The sequence below is a fragment of the Companilactobacillus heilongjiangensis genome, from assembly GCF_000831645.3.
Lineage (GTDB): Bacteria > Bacillota > Bacilli > Lactobacillales > Lactobacillaceae > Companilactobacillus > Companilactobacillus heilongjiangensis.
On the sequence record NZ_CP012559.1, the window covers coordinates 1,909,347 to 1,929,767 of the forward strand.

Sequence of the window (20,421 nt, forward strand, 5' to 3'; positions counted from 1 at the left end):
TGGAGTAATTTACCTTATTGCTCGAAAGCTGACCGTATTTTGTCACACTCTCCTACTCTGTAATACTATCTGATAAATTCCAATAAATTGTTCCATCATATTTACCGCTTGGCACGACTCCGGAGTTAACGTGTAATAATACACCTTCATCGCTAGCCCACTCATCAGAAACCTTTGTAATCTCTTTTGTTGGACTGGCAGTCAAATCTTCATCGATTAAAACTTTTCCATCTTGAAGTGACGAGGTATTTCCAGAATCATCAGTAAAGACTAATTCACCATTGAAAACATCGTTGTTCGCATCGACTAATTCTGAGCTATTGGCAGTCAAGACCCATTTAGTGTTGGTACTATTGACTTCAACACCCCAATCTTCTTGACGAGGGATAGTTCTTTCCTTTTCATCAGCACGGACAAATTGGAAGTCATATTCATCTTTACTTACTAAAGACAAATCATTTTTCTTAACTCTAACCGTATACGTCACTTCTTTCGAGGCTAATGTATCAGGGATTCCGTCCGAACCAACATAATTTGGATCTACAGCATAAACACTAATTGTGTGGTCACTCTCATCAGAACTAGTAAATGGTATCGCAAAGTGACCGTCCGCACTGGCGGTATCTTTAACCAACTGAGCATCCCCACCGTCAACCGATACATAGAAATTAATATCGTTATTATCGATAGGCTGTTCAACATTTGGCGTATCATTCTCAACAATTTTCATCGTACCAGTCAAATCAACTGAATGGTCGGGTGAAGTTGTGATGACATCATCCGATGTCTTGGTGAGTGTCAAAGTTGCTCGAGCTGCTTGAATTGTAAATGGCGGTGTCTGCACATCAGTCTTATAATTATCACCTTCCAAAGTTGCATGGGAAAGTGGCACTTGTAAGGCTGTATTGACATCAGGCACAGGATTTGCGGTCGCATTGAGCTCGATATTTGCCCATGGATTAGTTAAACTCAAAGAATTTCCAATTTTAAATGTTAACATTTTGACGGTTGAAGTTTTACCTGTCTTTTTATCTGTTATTTCTGTATCTTTTAGCGCACTAGCTGGAATAGGCTCTGAATCAGCATTGGCATACGTTACCTGTCCAATATTTCCCGAACTATCAGGCGTTACCGTTACATTATCCGGTACATTAACCGTCGCAGTGACCGGTAACATATCTCTTTTACCAGATTGATACTGCAACATATAGTTAAAACGTAATTTATCGTTAGGATGAACTGTTTTTGTTTCAGTTAAAGTTTTATCATTATCCTTCATGACATCGGTACTTGAACTGACTTTAGTTTTATTAGTTTCATCAACAACATAAGCGTTCTTATCAGCTTCTACAAGTGATGGTAATTCTTCAAAGACCACCGCATTTGTTGCCGAATTCATTTCAGTGCTATTTGTACCTACAAAACCATAATATAGTTTTGTATCGGTAGTTGCATTTAGTTTTGATAAATCCAGCTTCAACTCCCGCGTAATTAATTGTTGATCTCTGTCTTCACTAGGCGGTTCCAGCCCTTCAATAGTTTTATCATTAAATACATACTTTAAAGTTGCAGCTGTTGAACCAGCTTCTGGAGGCGTATAAGTAACTGTCAAATGATGCCATGCTAAGGCGGCTGACGAAGGCGTTACAAAATCAGTTTCATCAATATCATTGTGAACTAATTCGTAAATGGGTCCATTGTCAGGTAATATATTTCCATAATTATAAGTACCAATATTTAAGTAAGCATCCTTATCCCCTGGATATGACCATGCTAAATGTCCCCACATCTCTTTAAATCCTCTATTGAGAGAATTGCCCTGGAAATCCAAAAGAGTATTATTTACACCTTTTTGATAACTGTCCAGTGTTTCTCCGGGATTTGCGACCACTGTTTTACCATAGACAGCATTACCGTCTTGACTCCCTGTAGGAACACCATCAAACTCTAGTGCCCAACTATTCTGAATGGCTGTCAGCGCCATTGCTGAACTATTTTTTCTCTTCTTTAAGTCACTGCCCCAAACTCCTAATGATTCTCCGCCGGCAATATTGTTTCCATTCATGGCAATAGCTTTAGGACCAGCATTCTGCAAAACAAATACTAATCCTTCAGATCCATGGTAACTGGACCCACCCATAAAAATCCAAGCGGATAGTGTTTGCTTTTTACCAGCATCAAAATAATTATCAATTCCATCAGCTGGATTACTCCAAATTGAGGAAACTTGATCTTGATTTCCACCATTAATTATTTCGACGACATGTCCACTCTTAACAGTTGATGGGATTGTTGTACTTGAACCTTGAGTAAATAAAGAAGCCTGACTCAAAAATCCAATATTAACGCCGGTGGGTGCAGCATTCAACCCATCACCATCTGAAATACCACCTGACGCTTTAATTATCGTTACATTTGTTGCAATCAGGGCTAAAAAAATAATCAATGAAGAAATAATCCACGTACTCATTTTTTTCAAAATATACACCCCCGTTATACATGTTTAATCATATTTATTATATTATCTCACGTTTAAACAAATATTTGTGTCATTTTAGGAAAGGCTTTCATTTGTAAAGTGATTGGATAAAAAAAGGAAGTCCTCAAATTGAGAACTTCCTTTTTTTAGACACTATCTGATAAATTCCAAGTAATTGTTCCATTGTAATTTCCACTTGGAACTAATCCAGAATTAACATGCAATAAAACTCCCTGATTTTTAGCCCAGAATTTAGAAACATCCGTTGTTTCGCGTGTTGGATTAACCTTTGTATCCTTGTCAATTAAAACTGGATTATTTTGAAGTGATGAAGTATCACCATTTTTATCGATGAAAATCAAGCCACCATTGAAAGCATCGCCACTCTTGTTAACTAACGTGCTACTTTCAGCGGTTAGCGTCCAAACGGTATTAGTACTTTCAACTTGAATACCCCAATCATCTTGACGGTCAATTGTTTGAGCTCGATCATTGGCACGAATAAATTGAAAATCATACTCGCCCTTACTTTCCAAAAATAGCTCTTTATCCAATACATTAACATTATATACTTGCGAATTGGATTTTCTTCCATGGGTATCAGTTACATACAAAGTGATGGTGTGTGCTTTAACTGATAAATCAGAGAACACTTTGTCAAAGCTATTAGTTGCGGCATTAGTATCCCCAGTAAGTTGTTCACTTGCTTGATCAGTGCCATCGACATTGATATGTAAAGTCATATCAGAGTTTTTGAATTCCGTACCATCGGCGTAACTTATTTTTCCACTTAACGTAGTATCCTTGTTCACAAACGTTGTGAGGTCAGTTTTATCAGCCGTCAAATTCAACGCTGTATCAGGAACAGTCACGTTATATGACAATGTGTTCGATTTCAAAGCCGGCGTTGCACTATCAGTTAAGTAAATATCAACTTTATTGGTCTTACCAGCTTCAATCAATTTAGCAGGAATATTGGCGGTAAATTTACCGCTAGTTATTGAATCATCCCCGCTGAGTTTAGAAGTGGTTTCGGTTCCATTTACAACTGTATGAAGTGTCATATCGGAATTTTTGAAACTGCTACTATCGTTATAATTATCAGTCGCATCAATTGACAGATCAGTATTTCCGACTGCGGTCAAATCACTGGGACTGTCTGAATTAATCTTTAATTGTTTATCGGCAACCGTGACATTATAAGTTACTGTATTCGAAGATAATGTGTCCGCAATGCCATCTGAGCCGACATACTTAGGATCGACAGCTCTCACAGTAATCGTATGATCACCGACATCTGCACTGCTGAACGGAATTGTGAATTTTCCATTGACGCTCGTATCTTTGACTAACTTGGCATCCCCATCATCAATTGAGACGTAAAAATCAATATCGTTATTATCAATCGTTTGATTTTTATTGGTATCATTTTCAACAATCTTCATATCACCAGTTAAATCCACTGGCAAATTAGGTGATGTTGTAACTTTATCAGCCGAAGTTTTAGTAAGTGTAAAAGTTGCTCTGGAAGCCTGAATCATAAATGGTGGTGTTTGCACATCAGTCTTGTAATTTTCACCTTCCAAAGTTGCGTGAGAAAGTGGAACTTGTAAAGCACTTTGGGTATCAGGAACATCATTAGCAGTTGTGTTTAGTTGAACATCCGCCCATTTATTATTTAAACTCAAAGCTTTTGTAGTTGGAAATGATAATTCTCCGTTCTTCACAGCATCAGAAGGAATTACTTCTGAATCACCGTCTTCATAAATAACTTTCCCGATATTGCCTTTACTATCAGCATCGACAGTAACATTATCTGGTATGTTAGCCGTTGCCGTTACTGGCTTCATATCTTGTTTACCAGATTGATACTTTAACATGTAATTAAAACGTAATTTATCTTTAGGATGAACAGTTGTCGTTTCAGCTAAAGTTTTATCACTATCTTTCATAACATCAGTGCTGGAACTGACCTTTGTTTTATTGGTTTCATCAACAACATAAGCGTTACCATCTGCTTCAACAATTGATGGTAATTCCTCAAAAACAACCGCATTCGTGGCACTGTTATTAGTACTATTAGCAGCTGTAAAGCCATAATATAGTGGTGTTCCGGCTGTAGCATTTAGATACTTTAAATCCAAATCTATCGTCTGTGAAATTGGTGTCTGATCCATATCATGTTCAGAAGGTTTTAATCCAGCCAACGTCTTATCATTAAATTTGTAAGTTAATTTGGCTACCGTCGAACCAGCCTCTGGTGGTGTATACGTGATTGTAAAATGGTGCCATGCCAATTGTGCCGTTTGAGGTGTTACAAAGTCGGTTTCGTAGGCATCATTATGTACCAATTCATAATATGGATTTATACCACTTGTACCCATTTTGAAATAAGCTTTTGGCAAACCTGGATATGCCCATGCTAAATGTGACATGAAATCTCTAAATCCTCTATTAGGAACATTTCCATACATATCCATACCTTGTTGATAGCTATCCAGTGTTTGGCCTAATGTACCACCTGTTCCGCTATTAACCTGTGCAGTAGTCAATTTATTAGGCACACCGTCAAATTCCAATGCCCAACTATTCTGAATGGCTGAGGCGGCCATGGCAGTAGTACTGGACTTTCTTGATAAGTCGCTGCCCCAAACGCCAAATGATTCGCCACCAGCAATTTTACTACCATTCTTTGCAATTGCTGAAGTACCACTATTTTGCAAAACAAAAGCCATACCTTCAGAACCATAGGCTTGCGTACCACTTAAAAATAGCCAAGCAGATATCGTTTGTTTATTGCCGGTATCAAAATAATTATCGACACCATTATCACGATTGCTCCATACTGAGGAAACCTGACTATTGTTTTTACTATTAATAACTTGAACAACATTGCCTTTTTCAACTGTTGAAGGTAATGTATCTGGACCTTGTACGAACAAAGAAGTTGGACTCAAACTGCCAATATTAATACCTGAAGGAGACACATTCATAATATCAGTATCATTAAATCCGGCATTGATTGTTGTTATATTTGTTGCCATTAAGGTAAGTAAGAAAACCATTGAATAAATTATCCATAAACTCAATTTTCTCAAAAAAAGCACCCCCAATAAACATGTTTAAACATTTATCGACTTTATTATGGCACGTTTATTATTTTATGCAAATTCACATTTGGAAAACTTTTTTATTATGAAATAAAACATTTAATTTATAGCAACAATTTTTGTAATAAAACAAAAAAAGACCGCCAATTGGCAGTCTAATCAGGATATAGCAATCCTAATGGTGTGACAGTTCCTTATATCTTTGCATCCAAAGATCCACATAAGCTTGTGAAAATGGTCCTTTGCCTTTATCGATCCAATCAATTAAAACGTCGACATTATAATGTAAGATCTTATCTATTTCTGGTGGATAATTCCACATTTTACTGTGTGCAGCGTACTCATCCACATCCAGCAATCTTTTCTCCCCATCAGGGAAAACTTTAACATCTAAATCGTAATCAATATATTTGATGGCCTCTTTGTCCAAAGCATATGGTGTCGCTAAATTGCAGTAATAAGATACTCCACTTTCTCTTATCATAGTAATAATGTTGAACCAATATTTCTTATGAAAATAGACCAGTGCGGGCTCTCGAGTTACCCAACGACGTCCATCTGCTTCTGTGACAAGAGTATTCTCATTACAACCAATAATTTCGTTTTCACTTGTCTTTAGCACCATTGTTTCACGCCAAGTACGATGTAAATGACCATCATGCTTATAACTCTGGATTGCTACGTAATCCCCTTCTCTAGGAATCTGCATAACTTACCAGCTTTCTCTAAACCTAATTCTTATCCAAAAAAAGTATACCAGAGCTGTGAAACTAATAAAAGCTATCGTTATTAAAAGTTGTTATATAACGTGTGGTGCTAATTAAATATCCCGTCTACAGAGCTGGGAAATATTCACAAGCTGTGCGGAACGGTCCGAGCCAAAGAGCGGTCTCGAACCTCGGTTTGAAGCCTTGCCAAAGTTCGGCAAGTCTCCAAACACGCCCGGTGGTATAAGGACGGGAGCCCTCCTCCCGTCCTTATACCACTACCACGGCACACAAATATTTCCCAGCTCTTCCGACTAATTAATCGTTATCAATTGAATGTAAGAATATTCAAACTTATTTATACTCGGTCCATTTTAATTACCAAAATATAATCGATATAAATGTTTGTAATAAATTATCAGCTAACCTCATGTGCTTATATACTCAATAATACAAAAATAGGAAACCTCTAATTGAGATTTCCTGCATTCATTTAAATCTTAAAAACTTCAAAATTTCTATTCTTCAGACCCTAGAACCTTTTTGATTTCATCAAATTTATAACCTTTGGTCATCAAATAATTAATCAACTTGGCTGGTTTATCATAGCGATGTTGTACCTTGCTGACTAACTTTCGTAATTTTTCCAACTCTTCGTCTTCATCTGGCTCTAACTCTAAGTTTTTGATAGTTTCTTCGATAACTTCATTATCAAAACCTTTTTGATACAAGCTGGAACGGAGTTTTGTTACCATTTGCTTGAATGATGCTCGATGCTGTTTTCTTACTTGTTTTTTGGCAAATTCGGTTGCATTCTCCAACAATGTATCGTAATCAATTTCAACTACTGAATCTTGGATAATATTATTTGGGACGCCTTTTTGAGCCATTTTCTGTTCAATAACTTTTGGTCCATTCGATGTCGTTCGCAATTGGTTGCTGATAAAACTCTTTGCATATGCTGCATCGTCTAAATAATGCAGTTTTTCTAAACGACTGATAACTTCGTCGACTGCATCTCGATGATATTCTTTCTTATATAGGTAGTCTTTAATTTCTTTTTTGGTCCGCAATTGATAACTCAAATAATTCAAAGCATCCCCATATGCTTTGTTAATATTCTCGGAATCTTGGATTTCTTTGATTTGCTCGTCAGTTACTTCGACGCCATTCATCAATCTAAAATCAATTAAAGTTTGCTCTGCTACTGGGAACGCATACTTGCCATCAAGGAAAACATTGTAGCGTCCTTTACGTTTCTGTGCTTGGATTTTCGTGACTTTTGCCAATATATTATTACCTCACCATGTTATACTCTAATATGAGTTTATCGCAAAAACATTCAAAGGAAAAATTTATGCCTACAAATAATATTACGCAAGAATTAAAAATCGGCGATCGGTTTCCACTAACTATTAAGCGAATTGGAATCAACGGTGAAGGAATTGGTTTCTTCAAACACGTGATCGTCTTCGTACCAAAAGCTGTCCCTGAAGATATTATCGTCTGTGAATTGACAGATATTCACGAACGATTCTTAAATGGTCGTATTCATAAGATCAGAAAACCTAGTCGTTTCAGAAATCCCGACACACCAGAATTAGCTGACGAAGTCGGTGGACTAGAATTTGCCCATATCAACTACAAAGATCAATTGCATTTCAAATCAAATATCCTTCGTGAATCATTGGATAAATATAAGCCATACGCTCACGACAAATACATGATTAAACCAACAGTTGGCTCCGTTCAACAAGAAAAGTATCGTAACAAAGCTCAATTCCCTATTCAAGAAATTGACGGCGAAATTCGTTGTGGACTTTACCGAACTGGAACTCAAGATTTAGTTGACCTAACGGAAATGCCTACACAAATGGACTTAACAATGAGTGCCATGCGCAAAATCGTTCAAATGGTGAAAGATTTGGAAATTCCTGTCTTCAATCCTGAGAAAAAATCCGGTATTTTGAGCATGATTGTCATCCGTGAATCAGTTGAATTTAACCAACTCCAAGTTACTTTCATCACACGTTCACCTAAGTTCATCAAAGAACACCAACTAATCGAAAGAATCCAAAAAGAAATTCCCGAAGTTAGTTCAATTTCTCAAAACATCAATAAAGAAGACAAAGGTGCTGTCTGGGGAGATGAAACTAAATTACTCTGGGGTGACGAATATCTTCAAGAAGATATCAACGGCTACCTATTCAACTTTTCACCACGTGCTTTCCTACAACTAAATTCACTTCAAACTGATAAGCTGTACGACTTAGTTTCCCAAGCACTCGAACCCAACCAACGTGACGTCTTATTAGATGCCTACTGTGGTGTCGGTACGATTGGTATCACAATGGCTAACAAAGTTAAACAAATTTATGGTATCGAAATCATCCCTGAAGCTATCGAGGATGCTAAAGCCAATGCCAAATTAAACGAAGTCGACAACGCCGAATATTACGTTGGTTCAGCTGATGAAATTTATCCTAAATTGTTGGAAGATGGCAAAACAGTTAACGCCGTTGTAGTTGATCCTCCACGTACTGGTTTGGATAATAAATTGACTGCTGCTTTGAACCGTAATCCTGTTAACAAATTGGTTTACGTCTCATGCAATCCATCAACTTTGGCAAAAGACTTGGTAACTTTGACTAAAGAATACCGTGTTATTTACCTACAACCAGTTGATATGTTCCCACAAACACCACATGTTGAAACGATTGTTAAATTAGTTAGAAGATAGGTTTTGTTCTTCTAATATTAGATTACGTAAAAAACGGACCATCAAAGATAAAAATCTTTGATGGTCCGTTTTTATTAATCAACAATAATCAAACCCACTAATTCATAGCATAAACTTTAGCTTCATACGGCCTCAAATTATTCTTTTGATCATCAGAATAGTTACTAAGCAATAATTTCTCAGAACCATTTAAATACTTATCCAATGGCCTTTCCAAATTATCCTCAGTGAAATTACATACAACTAACCAAGTTTGATTCTCCCATTTTCTCGTATAAGCAAATGTTTTATCATCCTCAGCCATCACTAACTCAAAATCACCTAAAGTAACTATTGGATTGTCATGTCTTAAACTAATTAATTTCTTGTAAAAATACCAAACAGAATTACGATCTTCCAACGATTCTTCGACATTGATATATTTATAGTTCTTATTTGATGCTATCCAAGGGGTAACATCACTAAAGCCAGCATTGACATTATCATTCCATTGCATAGGTGTCCGGGAATTGTCTCGAGAATTTTTTTCAATTCTAGCCATCATATCTTGCTTACTCAACAGATGATTTTTTTCAACTAAATCCTTATAAGCATTCAACGTTTCAATATCACGATAATCACTCAGATCTTTAAAATGTGCATCAGTCATCCCAATTTCCTCACCTTGATAAATATAAGGCGTTCCTTGAAGTAAGTGCATTCACATTGCTAACATTTTGGCTGATAACTCTCTGTATTCCTCGTTGTCATTACCAAATCTCGACACAACACGTGGAGTATCATGATTATTCCAAAACAAACTATTCCAAGCTTTACCGTTCAAATTAACTTGCCAATTATTAATAACCTGTTTCAATTCTGAAAGTGGTGCTCTACGAGTACTCCATTTTCCAAAACCATGTTTACTATTGTCCAACCGCAAATGTTGAAATTCAAAAACCATATTCAACTCATCACGGTCAAATCCAGCATATTTCAAACCATCATCAGGTGTAATGCCATGGGTCTCACCAACAGTCATAATATCAAATTTAGAAAGTACCTCTTGATTCATCTCTTTAATGAATTCATGGACTCGAGGTCCATTAGTAACACGAGCATCCCCAAATTTACTGTGTGGCTTCAGCGGACCATCAGGCAATCCGGGTAATTTTGAAATTTGATTAATAACATCCATTCGAAAACCATCGACACCTTTTCCTAGCCACCACGTCATCATAGTATAAATACTCTGACGCATTTGTGGATTTTCCCAGTTCAAATCTGGTTGTTTGGTTGAGAAAGTATGTAGATAATATTGATCAGTTTTCTCATCGTATTTCCAAGCCGTTCCACCAAAAGCAGAATCCCAATTATTAGGCGGATTTCCATCTTTTCCAGTTCTCCAGAAGTAGAAGTTACGGTATTTATTATCCTTACTTTCTCTACTTTCCTTAAACCAGCGATGTTCATCAGAAGTATGATTGACAACTAAATCCATAATAATTTTCAAACCACGTTTATGAGCTTCTGACAAAAGTTTATCAAAGTCTGCCATAGTTCCAAAGTCTTCATTAATGTTTTGATAATCACTAATATCATAGCCATTATCATCATTAGGAGATTTATAAATAGGATTCAACCAAATAACATCGATTCCTAAATCCTTCAGATAATCCAAATGTTGAATTATTCCCGGAATATCCCCAATCCCATCATTATTAGTATCTTGAAAACTTCGTGGATAAACCTGATAGACAACTGCTTGTTGCCACCACTTAATTGATTGTTCTTCCATTCTGCTGCTGACTCCTTTATAAATTAAGCTGTAATTCCTTTAACTAATTTGACTGGTAAAACATATTCTTTTTCCAGACCACAATCTGGGTCATCAATTCTCTGTAACAACAGTGATACCAAAAGTGTGCTGATATCCACTAACGGTTGCGCAACAGTAGTTAATTCTGGATTGTAATTTCTAACCAGAGATGTGCCATCATATCCGACAATCCTTAAGTCTTTAGGAACATCGATTGATAATTGTTTGGCTACATTAATCGTTAACAAAGCGGTTAAATCATCACTACAAAATACGCCATCGTAATGATATTGATTCAAAATCGATTTTATTTCCATATTCTTTAACGTCGGTGACATTTCAAAAGGTAATTCATGAACATGTGGGGTTAAGCCCTGTTTCTTCAAATAGTCTTGATAGCCTTCTAAACGACCATTAGTCGGTGAACCCTCGTGATTTTTACCTGTAAAAATTGCAATATTACGAGCTCCAGATTGATACAACGACTCAGTTGCCATAAATCCACCATCGTAGTTATCAGAACTAACGATTGGAATCTTGTCAGACAAATAACGGTCAAATGAAACAATTGGTAAACCGGATTGGCTGTATTCTTCAATACCCAAATTGTGAGCTCCCGCAATAATCCCATCAACTTGATTTGCCATTAACATCCGTATGTAATCTCGTTCCTTTTGCGGATCATCGGCACTATTACAAAGAATCATCTTATATCCTTTAGCAAATAGCATCTTTTCAATTCTGGAAACCAGTTCTCCAAAGAATGGATTTCGAATATCTGAAAAAATAACTCCAACAAGTTGAGTATGCTTCCCTTGTAGGGATCTTGCTAAACTATTTGGTTGATAATTCAATTCTTTCATTGCTGAAAATACTTTATCTTTAGTTTTTTCACTGAGATGGGCATAATTATTTATCACTCTCGAAACTGTTGTCGAAGAAACACCAGCTAATTTAGCCACATCATCTAATTTTGGTTTCATTATTATTTTTACTCCAATAGGTAACTTATTTACGCCATTCCCAAACTGTCCCTTTCAAATCAGAAGAATTGTTTTCTATCTTAAGAACACTAGGCAAATCATTTAAGAAAAACCTGCCTGTCATAACGGAATAACCATTATCAATATAGCATTCAAAAACTGATACATCTATGACAAGTCGAATCTTCACAGACTTATGAGCTTTGACGCTGCTGATTCTTGTCCGGCCGAACTTTTCACCAAATGGATTACCAGTCTGACTACGATCAACCTTAATTTCACCTTTATTTGTATCTATTGAAAACTCTAAATAGCCATCATCTTTAGCATTAGCAACTTTAAGATTCAATGTAGTATTAGCAGGAACTGTTATCTCTGTTTCAAAACTACCATTATTTCTATCTAGGTCAATTTGTTCAGATTCACCATCCAAGTTAACTTCAGTAGTTCTCAACTCTTTAACTTCGGCGACTGGATTTTGATATAGATGACCATCCCTCATCGTCAATTCCTTAATCAAGCTCAAACAGTGTGCCCAATTTTCTGAATCCGTTGGATAGTCTATTTCGGGCAAGCCAATCCAACTCACTGCTAAAGCACGACCATCCGGAGCATTGATAGCTTCTGTAGCATAGGCATCAAAACCATCATCCAACAATTGCGGATGGCTAGCATTTTCAACTTTGGCATTCTTCAAATCAATACCATCCAAAACAGAATAGACATTTGGATAAATATTTTGATAATTTAATTCATTTTTGTCTAATCCTTGAGGACAGAAAATCAATACCGGTTTATCATCGATAAAAATTAAATTAGGACATTCAACCATGTAACCTGTTATCTTGCCGTCAAGGTTTAATTCACCGTTAAAGTTCCAATCCTCTAGGCCATCAGACTCATAAACTAATGCTGCTCCATTATTATCATTGGTTTGACCACCCACAATGGCAAAATACTTGCCATTCTTTTGAATAATATACGGATCACGAATCGAAGTTGTATATCCCTCAGGAGCATTGACAATTAAAGGTTTAGATAACTTCTCAATCTGGTTATCTCGATTCATCCAGGCACCTAATTGATATGATTCTCTTTTCCAATCTTTTGTTCGAACGTTACCTGTATACATGATAAATAACTTATCGTTAACAGGAATTGCTGTTCCTGTGTAAGCCCCATGGGAATCATATTTAGTGTCTGGCTTAATTGCCAAACCTTCATCTTCCCAATCAACCAAGTTTTTCGAAGTCAAATGTTTCCAAGACTTTAAGCCATGGACAGGTCCAAATGGGAAAACTTGATAAAATAGATTCCATTTACCGTTAAAGTAAGAAAAGCCGTTGGGATCATTCAACAAACCTGAATCAGGTTGAATGTGATGTTTCATTCTCCATTTTGATTGTTGAACTTGTTTCTTCAAGTCAGCTACCTTTGAATCTGACCATTCATTATAAGGTGTATATCTCGTTTGTCGATTCCAAATCATTTTTGACTCCTTCTTACTCTTCATTCGTTGTTACAAGTATAAAACCGCTTACACATAATTGTCAAACGTTTATCAATTTATATGACATTTTATCATTTTAAATTTTCAAATACATGTCTTTTCTTATATTTAGGTATGCCTTAGCAAAATTATATTCTTTGGTAAGCGCTTGACAAATGATTAATAGTTGCTATGATAGTTTTTGTGTAAAGCGTTTACAAAATATTTTTTTGAGGAGTGATCCATATGAATCATAAGGAAGTCGCAAGTCGTGTTCTTGCAGCCGTCGGTCCAAACAACATTCAAGCCGCAGCACATTGTGCCACACGTTTAAGATTGGTCATTAAAGACGAATCTAAAATAGATCAAGCCGCTTTGGATAATGATCCTGATGTAAAAGGAACATTTGAAACTAACGGTCAATATCAAATAATCATCGGACCCGGAGATGTTGATAACGTCTACGATGCATTAATTGCCCAAACTGGTCTTAAAGAGGCCACTCCAGACGATATTAAAGCTGTTGCCAGTGCTGGTAAACGCAAGAATCCTTTAATGGATTTTCTAAAAGTTCTTTCTGATATTTTTATTCCAATTATTCCAGCCCTAGTTGCTGGTGGTTTACTAATGGCACTAAACAATGTTCTTACAGCTGAACATCTATTCATGGCCAAATCCGTCGTTGAAGTTTATCCCGGATTAAAGGGCGCTGCAGAAATGATTAACGCCATGGCTAGTGCTCCATTTACATTTTTACCTATTCTATTAGGTTTCTCCGCCACAAAACGTTTTGGTGGAAATCCTTATCTAGGTGCGGCCATGGGTATGGCAATGGTTCTACCATCACTTGTTAATGGTTACAGTGTTGCCGCTGTTACAGCCGCTGGTAAAATGCCTTACTGGGATATCTTCGGTCTTCACGTTGCTCAAGCCGGATACCAAGGACAAGTTCTTCCAGTTCTAGCTGTTGCATATATACTTGCTACATTGGAGAAATTCTTCCACAAACACATTAAGAGTGCTTTTGATTTCACATTTACACCAATGTTATCAATCGTTATTACTGGTTTCTTAACATTTACTATTGTCGGTCCTGTTCTTAGAGCCGTCAGTGATGCTTTAACAAATGGTCTTGTTGGTCTTTACAATACAACCGGCTGGATCGGTATGGGTATCTTTGGTTTATTCTACTCAGCAATTGTTATTACTGGTTTACACCAAACATTCCCTGCTATCGAAACACAATTACTTGCTAATGTTGCTAAAACTGGTGGTTCATTTATTTTCCCAGTTGCTTCAATGGCTAACATCAGTCAAGGTGCTGCTACTCTTGCTATTTTCTTTGCAACAAAGAGTCAAAAACAAAAAGCTTTGACATCATCTGCTGGTATCTCAGCCCTACTTGGTATTACTGAACCTGCTATCTTCGGTGTTAACTTGAAGATGAAGTTTCCATTTATCTTTGCGGCTATTTCCTCAGGTGTCGCATGTATCTTCTTAGGATTATTCCACGTTTTGGCTGTTGCCATGGGACCTGCTTCTGTAATTGGATTTATTTCAATCGCATCTAGAGCTATCCCAGCATTCTTACTCAGTGCTGCAATCGCTTTCGTAGTTGCTTTCATCCCTACATTTATTTATGCAAAGAAGACACTTGGAAACAATGTCGATGCTAAAGAAGAAACACCTAAAGTTGCTAAGCCTATCCTTGTTAACGATGAAGTTATCACAGCTCCCGTAAGTGGTTTAAGTGAAAGCTTACGTGACGTAAATGATAAAGTATTCTCTGCTGAAATCATGGGTAAAGGTGTTGCTATTGTTCCTAATGACGACCAAGTAGTTGCTCCAGCAAATGGTACTATCACCGTCACATATGACAGTAAACATGCTTATGGAATTAAAACTGACGATGGTGCTGAAGTCCTAATTCACTTAGGAATCGATACCGTTGATTTAAACGGTAAGTACTTCACTACTAATGTTAAAAAAGGTGATCAAGTTAAAAAGGGTGACTTATTAGGAACCTTTGATACTAAGGCCCTTAAGGCTGCCGACTATGACACAACAGTTATGTTAGTTATCACTAATACTAATGACTATGCTAGTGTTGAGCGTTTAAAGAACACTGAAGTTAAATCTGGCGACAAAGTGGTTGCATTAACTGAACCAGCCACATCAAGTGCTTCAGCCGCCGTAACTGCCTCAATTTAAAATAGGAGTAAAAAATGCCGATAGAATTCAATCAAAAAAGTGGAATCATCAATATTCATAATCAAAAAATCAGTTATATTATTCAAATATTGAATAATGAATTTCCAGTACATCGATATTTTGGTCACTACCTCAGTGAATATAGTGCAGCCCATCGATTGTCTAGTGGTAATCATGCTTTTTCCGCCGATATTTCGAAAGAATTTCCTTATTCGGTTACTTCTATTCCCTTAGAATATTCAACTATTGGTAGTGGTGACTATCGGATTCCTAGTTACCTTGTTAAAAATGAGTACAATCAATTAATACCAATCTTAAAATATGCTGGTTACACGATCACAGACAAACCTATCAATTGTGATTCACTACCAACCACCGTATCTAAAGAAGAACCCGTATCAACACTTACCCTTCATTTAATAGACCCGCAGACTAAATTAAAGATAGATTTAAACTACACCATCTTTGAAAATTCAGATTTGATATTGAGAAGTACCACTTTTAAAAATAGTGGTACTTCTGTTTTATCTCTCGAAGCAGCTAACAGTGCTCAGTTGGATCTCTCAAGTGACAAATATAAGGTTTTAACATTAAATGGAACTCATGCCCATGAAGCTAATCCTTCGCTGGAACCTCTACACTCTGGAATTCAAATGTTCCATACTTTCCGTGGAACTAGTGGTCCGCAACAGCAACCATTTGCTGCTTTGGTCAATCCCAATACTACCGAATTTTCTGGCGAAGCCATTGGACTTGCTTTAGTTTGGAGCGGTAACTTTGAAACTGCAATTGAAGTTGATCAGTATAAAAAAACTAGATTGCATATTGGACTTGAACCAACAACATTTAATTGGCAACTAAAGCCTAATACAAGTTTTCAAACTCCTGAGGCCGTTATGACTTGGTCTGATAAAGGTCTCAATGGAATGTCACAGTCATTCCATCAATTTGGAAAGCAATTAATCCCTAAATCAACTAACGACACAGACTCAGTTATTAATACTTGGGAATCGATGAAATTTGATGTCTCAGAAACAAAAGTAAGTCAATTTATTAAAGATGCTCACCTTCTCGGCCTTAAAACAATCGTGGTGGATGACGGTTGGTTCATTAATCGCAATAGTGAACACGGACAACTCGGTTGTTGGGTTCCAGACCAAAACAAATTTCCAAATGGTCTAACTCCATTAGTCAATCAAGCACATAACTTAGGTATGCAATTCGGGTTATGGATTGAACCTGAAATGGTCACTGAAAATAGCCCGTTGTATAAAGAACATCCTGAATGGGTCTTAAACTATCGCGGACGTACTCAAATCACTGCTAGACATCAATTAGTCTTGGATCTCTCACAAGATGTGGTTCGTAAACATCTAGTACAAGCTATGACTAATTTGGTTAAAGAGAATAAATTAGACTATCTAAAATGGGATATGAATCGACACTTAACTCAAGTTGGTAACTCATGGTTACCGAATATTCAGCAAGATGAACTTTACTATCGATATGTAATTGGACTATATGAAATCATGAGAGATTTGAAACAAAACTGTCCCAACCTAATTATTGAAAATTGTTCTGCTGGTGGCGGTCGACTCGATTTCGGCATGTCGTCATATACGAATCAAACATGGATCAGTGATTTAACTGACCCAATCGACCGTTCAAAAATCGAAAATGGCTTTAGCTATCTCTTTCCACAGAGTATTTTCAGTAACCATGCTTCAGTCTCCCCCAATCAACAAAACGGACGTATAACCAGTTTAAAAGTTCGTTTACAATCCGCTAGCATTGGACAAATGGGCTTAGAACTTGATATCAATGATTTGATTGAGTCGGAGAAAGAAACTGTTAAACAGCAGTTCAAGCAATATCAAAGTTACTGGCCAGCAGATTTTAAAGATGCCAATTTTTATCGATTAAATGATATATTATTTTCTGATAAAATAACTTGGCTACTAGTCACTCCAGACAAAAAACATGCGCTCCTATTCTATTCCAATGAACTTGCTTCAGCGGTCAAAGTGTCTCAAGAATTGCCACTACATTATCTTGATGACCAAATGCAGTATGAATTAAGCACTGGTGAACATTTCTTAGGTCAAGAACTTAACACTGTTGGAATTACAATCCAACCACCTGTTAAAGATTTTGAGACCAACGTTATTTTTATAAAACAAATTTAATCAAAAAGAAGCCTAGTAAATTTTACTAAGCTTCTTTTTCTTATTCATCAATCCCATGCCTGACGTGATAACCAAACTCATCACTTCTGGCTGTACTCAAGGTAAATTCAATCAAATGATTCTGTAAATCATACGTCTTACGTTTCAATAATAAGCATGGCGTTCCATCCGGCAATCCCATCACTTTACTATCGCATTCACTAATAACTCCGGAGGAAAAATATTCGTCGGCATAGTCAATATCTTCTTGAAATTCATCCTTAAAAACATCGTACATCGACCGATTTTGTAACATCCCCACACTCAGAGTTGGAAAGTATTTCAGTGGCAAATAAGTCCGCTCAAACATCATCGGTTCACCATCAGCCAAACGCAGACGTTCAACTTTGATAATAATTTCACCGTCCGTTAAATTCATATTTTCGGCAAAATAAGCGTTAACTTCCTTTTTTTCAAAACTAATTATCCGAGTAGTTGGTACTCGACCAAGCCGTCGCATCTGTTGACCAAATTTATAACAACTGCTGAGATCACTATCGAGATTCGTTCGATTAACAAAAGTCCCTTTGCCATGAATCCGGCGCACCAAACCAATCGTTTCCAAATCAAACAAAGCTCCCCGAATCGTATTTCGGGATACTTCATATTTATCAGCCAATTGGCGCTCCGACAACAATTTGGCATTAGGCTCAAGCCCTTGTACATAGCTGGTTAATTGGTTGATCAACTGTTCTTGAAGGCTAATTTTCATAAGAAATTTTCCTTTCTCGTACTTATGAATTAATTCTATTAAGTACCAAAAAAGCTTGCAACCATTTGGAATTTACAAATTGTCTCTTTCTGGGGTGCCGCCTTCGATTGTGAGGGATGGGCCTGCTGTGTGGAACGGCTCGAGCCAAAGTGCGGTCTCGACCCTCGATTGTGAGCCGAAGACCACGTCTCAAAATCGTCCTGTGCTGTAAAGGCTGAAGCCTTAACACCACTACCACTGCTGGCCCATCCCTCACAATCGAAGGCTAATGTATTTTTGGCTGATAGTTATATCACACTCCAACTGATGGACTCAGTTTCTAAAGAAAAAAAATAAAAAAGATTAGACGACCCCAAATTCAGGATTATCTAATCTTCCATATAAATATCTAAATTAATCAAATTAAAAAGTACATTCCAACTTACAAACTGAACCAACAATTATACATTGCATATTTAAAAAACCAGAGCCGGAGGGGACGAGTGATGAAGACCTGCTGTGCAAGTGTCGTTATGGCTTTAGCCATTACAACACCGACGTATTTTGAAATTCAAGCGGTTTTCTCGAAGTTCAAAATCGAGGCGCGAGACCTTGGCTCGCACCGGTCGCATAGCGGGCTTCATCACTCGTCCCCTCCGGCGGCATCCTTCAAACTACTCAGCCTTAGCAACAACAAAATAGTTGCCTTCAGGATCTTGGAAGTTAAACGTCAAAACACCGTTTACTTCGGTAATCTCGCCAGCACTGATCAATTCATCATGCAATCTATCGAAATCTTTCGAGAAAAACATCAATGAAGGTACATTTTCAGCAACTTCTGGGGAATAAATTCTAATATAATCGCGTGGAAAAATTGATAATTCAACTTCACTTGAAATACCAACTATCACATTTTGATAGCCACCGTTCAAAGTTTGTCTGGCCACTACTTGAGCACCAAATTCATCGGTCCAAAAGGCAACACTCATATCAACATCATCGACGTAAATCATAATTCTAGTTTTCATCTAAAAAATCCTTATCCCAGACAACTCCCATCGTCTTTTCACCTGTATGGACACTGATTGCTGGTCCTAAATGGCTCTTGGAAACTCGAGCTTCGGGGAAATTTTCTTGGAAGTCTGTAACCCATTTGTCTAGCAACTCGCGATTATTTGAATCAACCACGGTGATGTGCAATTTCCAATCGGGATGGGCGTCTGCGTATTTTTGAATTTCTGTTTGAATCATACGATAAGCGCGGCGCATGGTTCTTTCTTTGCCAATCGCATAAATTTTACCATCTTTAAAAGTTAAAAGTGGCTTCACATCTAACAAACTTCCAATAATAGCGGAATGATTGCTTAGGCGACCTGTTCGACTGAGATGTTTCAAGTCGTTGACCGCAAAATAAATATCAGTTGAATCACGTAAATCTGACAACTGTTTAACAATTTCTTCGGGATCGACATTCTTTTGAGCTAAGTCGCCAGCCAACATTACGAGATCAGCTTCAGCGGCACTGGCAGCCATTGAGTCGAACGGATAAACTTTGGCTTTGTCGTATTCTTTAACAAACATACGCAAGTTATCCATAAATGAAGTGATTCCCAATGATAAATGGATGGAAATAATCGTATCGTATCCCTCAGAAACAAGGCGGTCATAGGCTTCTTGGATTTGTCCCATTGAAACTTGAGCTGTCGTTGGCAACTCGGGCTCGTTGGCTAAATAATCGTAAAATTTATCATCTGTTAATTCTTCAGTTTCTTTATACTGCTTATCTCCTAAAATTACGGTGATTGGCAAAACAGTAATATTATATTTCTTAATTTGTTCAGGTGTTAAGTAAGATGCTGTATCAGTAACCACTGCGGTTTTCATGGCATTCTCCTCTATTTCCCGTTGCGGGCATTCATGCATATAATGATAACATTTTATTAAAATTATTAAATCCATAGACCTTGTTTTAATTGTCAGAAAGCGCT

General features: G+C 37.1%; 12 protein-coding genes and 1 pseudogene. 3 read left to right on the forward strand and 10 right to left on the reverse strand.

Annotated elements, in window-relative coordinates; genetic code table 11:
• Nucleotides 1–52 precede the first annotated feature (52 nt).
• From JP39_RS08635 to recX, 4 genes are all read right to left on the reverse strand, one after another.
• Complete coding sequence (locus tag JP39_RS08635) at nt 53–2,479, reverse strand: hypothetical protein (RefSeq protein WP_041500439.1); 2,427 nt, start codon at nt 2,477–2,479, stop codon at nt 53–55.
• Between the two features lie 146 nt (nt 2,480–2,625).
• On the reverse strand, nt 2,626–5,577 hold the full coding sequence (locus JP39_RS08640) for a hypothetical protein (protein ID WP_041500437.1): 2,952 nt from the start codon (nt 5,575–5,577) through the stop codon (nt 2,626–2,628).
• 187 nt (nt 5,578–5,764) lie between these two features.
• The gene (gene ntdP, locus JP39_RS08645; protein WP_041500436.1) at nt 5,765–6,298 is read right to left on the reverse strand and encodes a nucleoside tri-diphosphate phosphatase; all 534 of its coding nucleotides are present in this window, start codon (nt 6,296–6,298) and stop codon (nt 5,765–5,767) included.
• Between the two features lie 516 nt (nt 6,299–6,814).
• Nucleotides 6,815–7,585, reverse strand: coding sequence for a recombination regulator RecX (gene recX / locus JP39_RS08650; protein WP_041500434.1), 771 nt, complete (start codon nt 7,583–7,585; stop codon nt 6,815–6,817).
• Nucleotides 7,586–7,617: 32 nt separating this feature from the next.
• Between recX and rlmD the strand changes: the two genes are divergently transcribed.
• Nucleotides 7,618–9,036: a 23S rRNA (uracil(1939)-C(5))-methyltransferase RlmD gene (gene rlmD, locus JP39_RS08655; protein WP_245626325.1), complete on the forward strand. Its 1,419-nt coding sequence runs from the start codon at nt 7,618–7,620 to the stop codon at nt 9,034–9,036.
• A gap of 97 nt (nt 9,037–9,133) precedes the next feature.
• Here the strand turns inward: rlmD and JP39_RS08660 are convergent.
• The 3 genes and pseudogenes from JP39_RS08660 to JP39_RS08670 all read right to left on the reverse strand — a co-directional run bounded on the left by JP39_RS08660 (nt 9,134) and on the right by JP39_RS08670 (nt 13,306).
• Nucleotides 9,134–10,813 (reverse strand): annotated as a pseudogene (locus JP39_RS08660) (glycoside hydrolase family 13 protein).
• 23 nt (nt 10,814–10,836) lie between these two features.
• Entirely contained in the window at nt 10,837–11,817 is a 981-nt protein-coding gene (locus JP39_RS08665) for a LacI family DNA-binding transcriptional regulator (protein ID WP_041500431.1), read from the reverse strand.
• Nucleotides 11,818–11,842: 25 nt separating this feature from the next.
• Nucleotides 11,843–13,306 (reverse strand): sucrose-6-phosphate hydrolase, encoded by a 1,464-nt coding sequence (locus tag JP39_RS08670; RefSeq protein ID WP_041500429.1) that lies wholly within the window; start codon nt 13,304–13,306, stop codon nt 11,843–11,845.
• A gap of 246 nt (nt 13,307–13,552) precedes the next feature.
• Between JP39_RS08670 and JP39_RS08675 the strand changes: the two genes are divergently transcribed.
• Both JP39_RS08675 and JP39_RS08680 read left to right on the forward strand, forming a co-directional pair.
• Nucleotides 13,553–15,517 carry a sucrose-specific PTS transporter subunit IIBC gene (locus JP39_RS08675; RefSeq protein ID WP_041500427.1) on the forward strand — a complete coding sequence of 655 codons (1,965 nt, stop codon included), beginning with the start codon at nt 13,553–13,555 and terminating at the stop codon, nt 15,515–15,517.
• A 14-nt stretch (nt 15,518–15,531) separates the two neighbouring features.
• Complete coding sequence (locus JP39_RS08680; protein ID WP_041500425.1) at nt 15,532–17,703, forward strand: alpha-galactosidase; 2,172 nt, start codon at nt 15,532–15,534, stop codon at nt 17,701–17,703.
• A 40-nt stretch (nt 17,704–17,743) separates the two neighbouring features.
• On the opposite strand, the gene JP39_RS08685 is transcribed toward JP39_RS08680, so the two are convergent.
• The 3 genes from JP39_RS08685 to JP39_RS08695 form a co-directional block, all read right to left on the reverse strand.
• On the reverse strand, nt 17,744–18,454 hold the full coding sequence (locus JP39_RS08685) for a GntR family transcriptional regulator (protein ID WP_041500423.1): 711 nt from the start codon (nt 18,452–18,454) through the stop codon (nt 17,744–17,746).
• Between the two features lie 653 nt (nt 18,455–19,107).
• Nucleotides 19,108–19,461 (reverse strand): VOC family protein, encoded by a 354-nt coding sequence (locus JP39_RS08690; RefSeq protein WP_041500422.1) that lies wholly within the window; start codon nt 19,459–19,461, stop codon nt 19,108–19,110.
• Nucleotides 19,451–20,317, reverse strand: a complete 867-nt coding sequence (locus tag JP39_RS08695) for a DegV family protein (RefSeq protein WP_041500420.1) — start codon at nt 20,315–20,317, stop codon at nt 19,451–19,453. Before JP39_RS08695 ends, JP39_RS08690 begins: the two co-directional genes overlap by 11 nt.
• Nucleotides 20,318–20,421: the final 104 nt, after the last annotated feature.

Bases quoted from the DNA above. Each gene is read 5' to 3' on its own strand.
- ntdP (WP_041500436.1), bottom strand. From the start codon at position 6,298: ATGCAGATTCCTAGAGAAGGGGATTACGTAGCAATCCAGAGTTATAAG.
- rlmD (WP_245626325.1), top strand. From the start codon at position 7,618: ATGAGTTTATCGCAAAAACATTCAAAGGAAAAATTTATGCCTACAAAT.
- JP39_RS08665 (WP_041500431.1), bottom strand. From the start codon at position 11,817: ATGAAACCAAAATTAGATGATGTGGCTAAATTAGCTGGTGTTTCTTCG.
- JP39_RS08670 (WP_041500429.1), bottom strand. From the start codon at position 13,306: ATGATTTGGAATCGACAAACGAGATATACACCTTATAATGAATGGTCA.
- JP39_RS08675 (WP_041500427.1), top strand. From the start codon at position 13,553: ATGAATCATAAGGAAGTCGCAAGTCGTGTTCTTGCAGCCGTCGGTCCA.
- JP39_RS08680 (WP_041500425.1), top strand. From the start codon at position 15,532: ATGCCGATAGAATTCAATCAAAAAAGTGGAATCATCAATATTCATAAT.
- JP39_RS08685 (WP_041500423.1), bottom strand. From the start codon at position 18,454: ATGAAAATTAGCCTTCAAGAACAGTTGATCAACCAATTAACCAGCTAT.
- JP39_RS08690 (WP_041500422.1), bottom strand. From the start codon at position 19,461: ATGAAAACTAGAATTATGATTTACGTCGATGATGTTGATATGAGTGTT.
- JP39_RS08695 (WP_041500420.1), bottom strand. From the start codon at position 20,317: ATGAAAACCGCAGTGGTTACTGATACAGCATCTTACTTAACACCTGAA.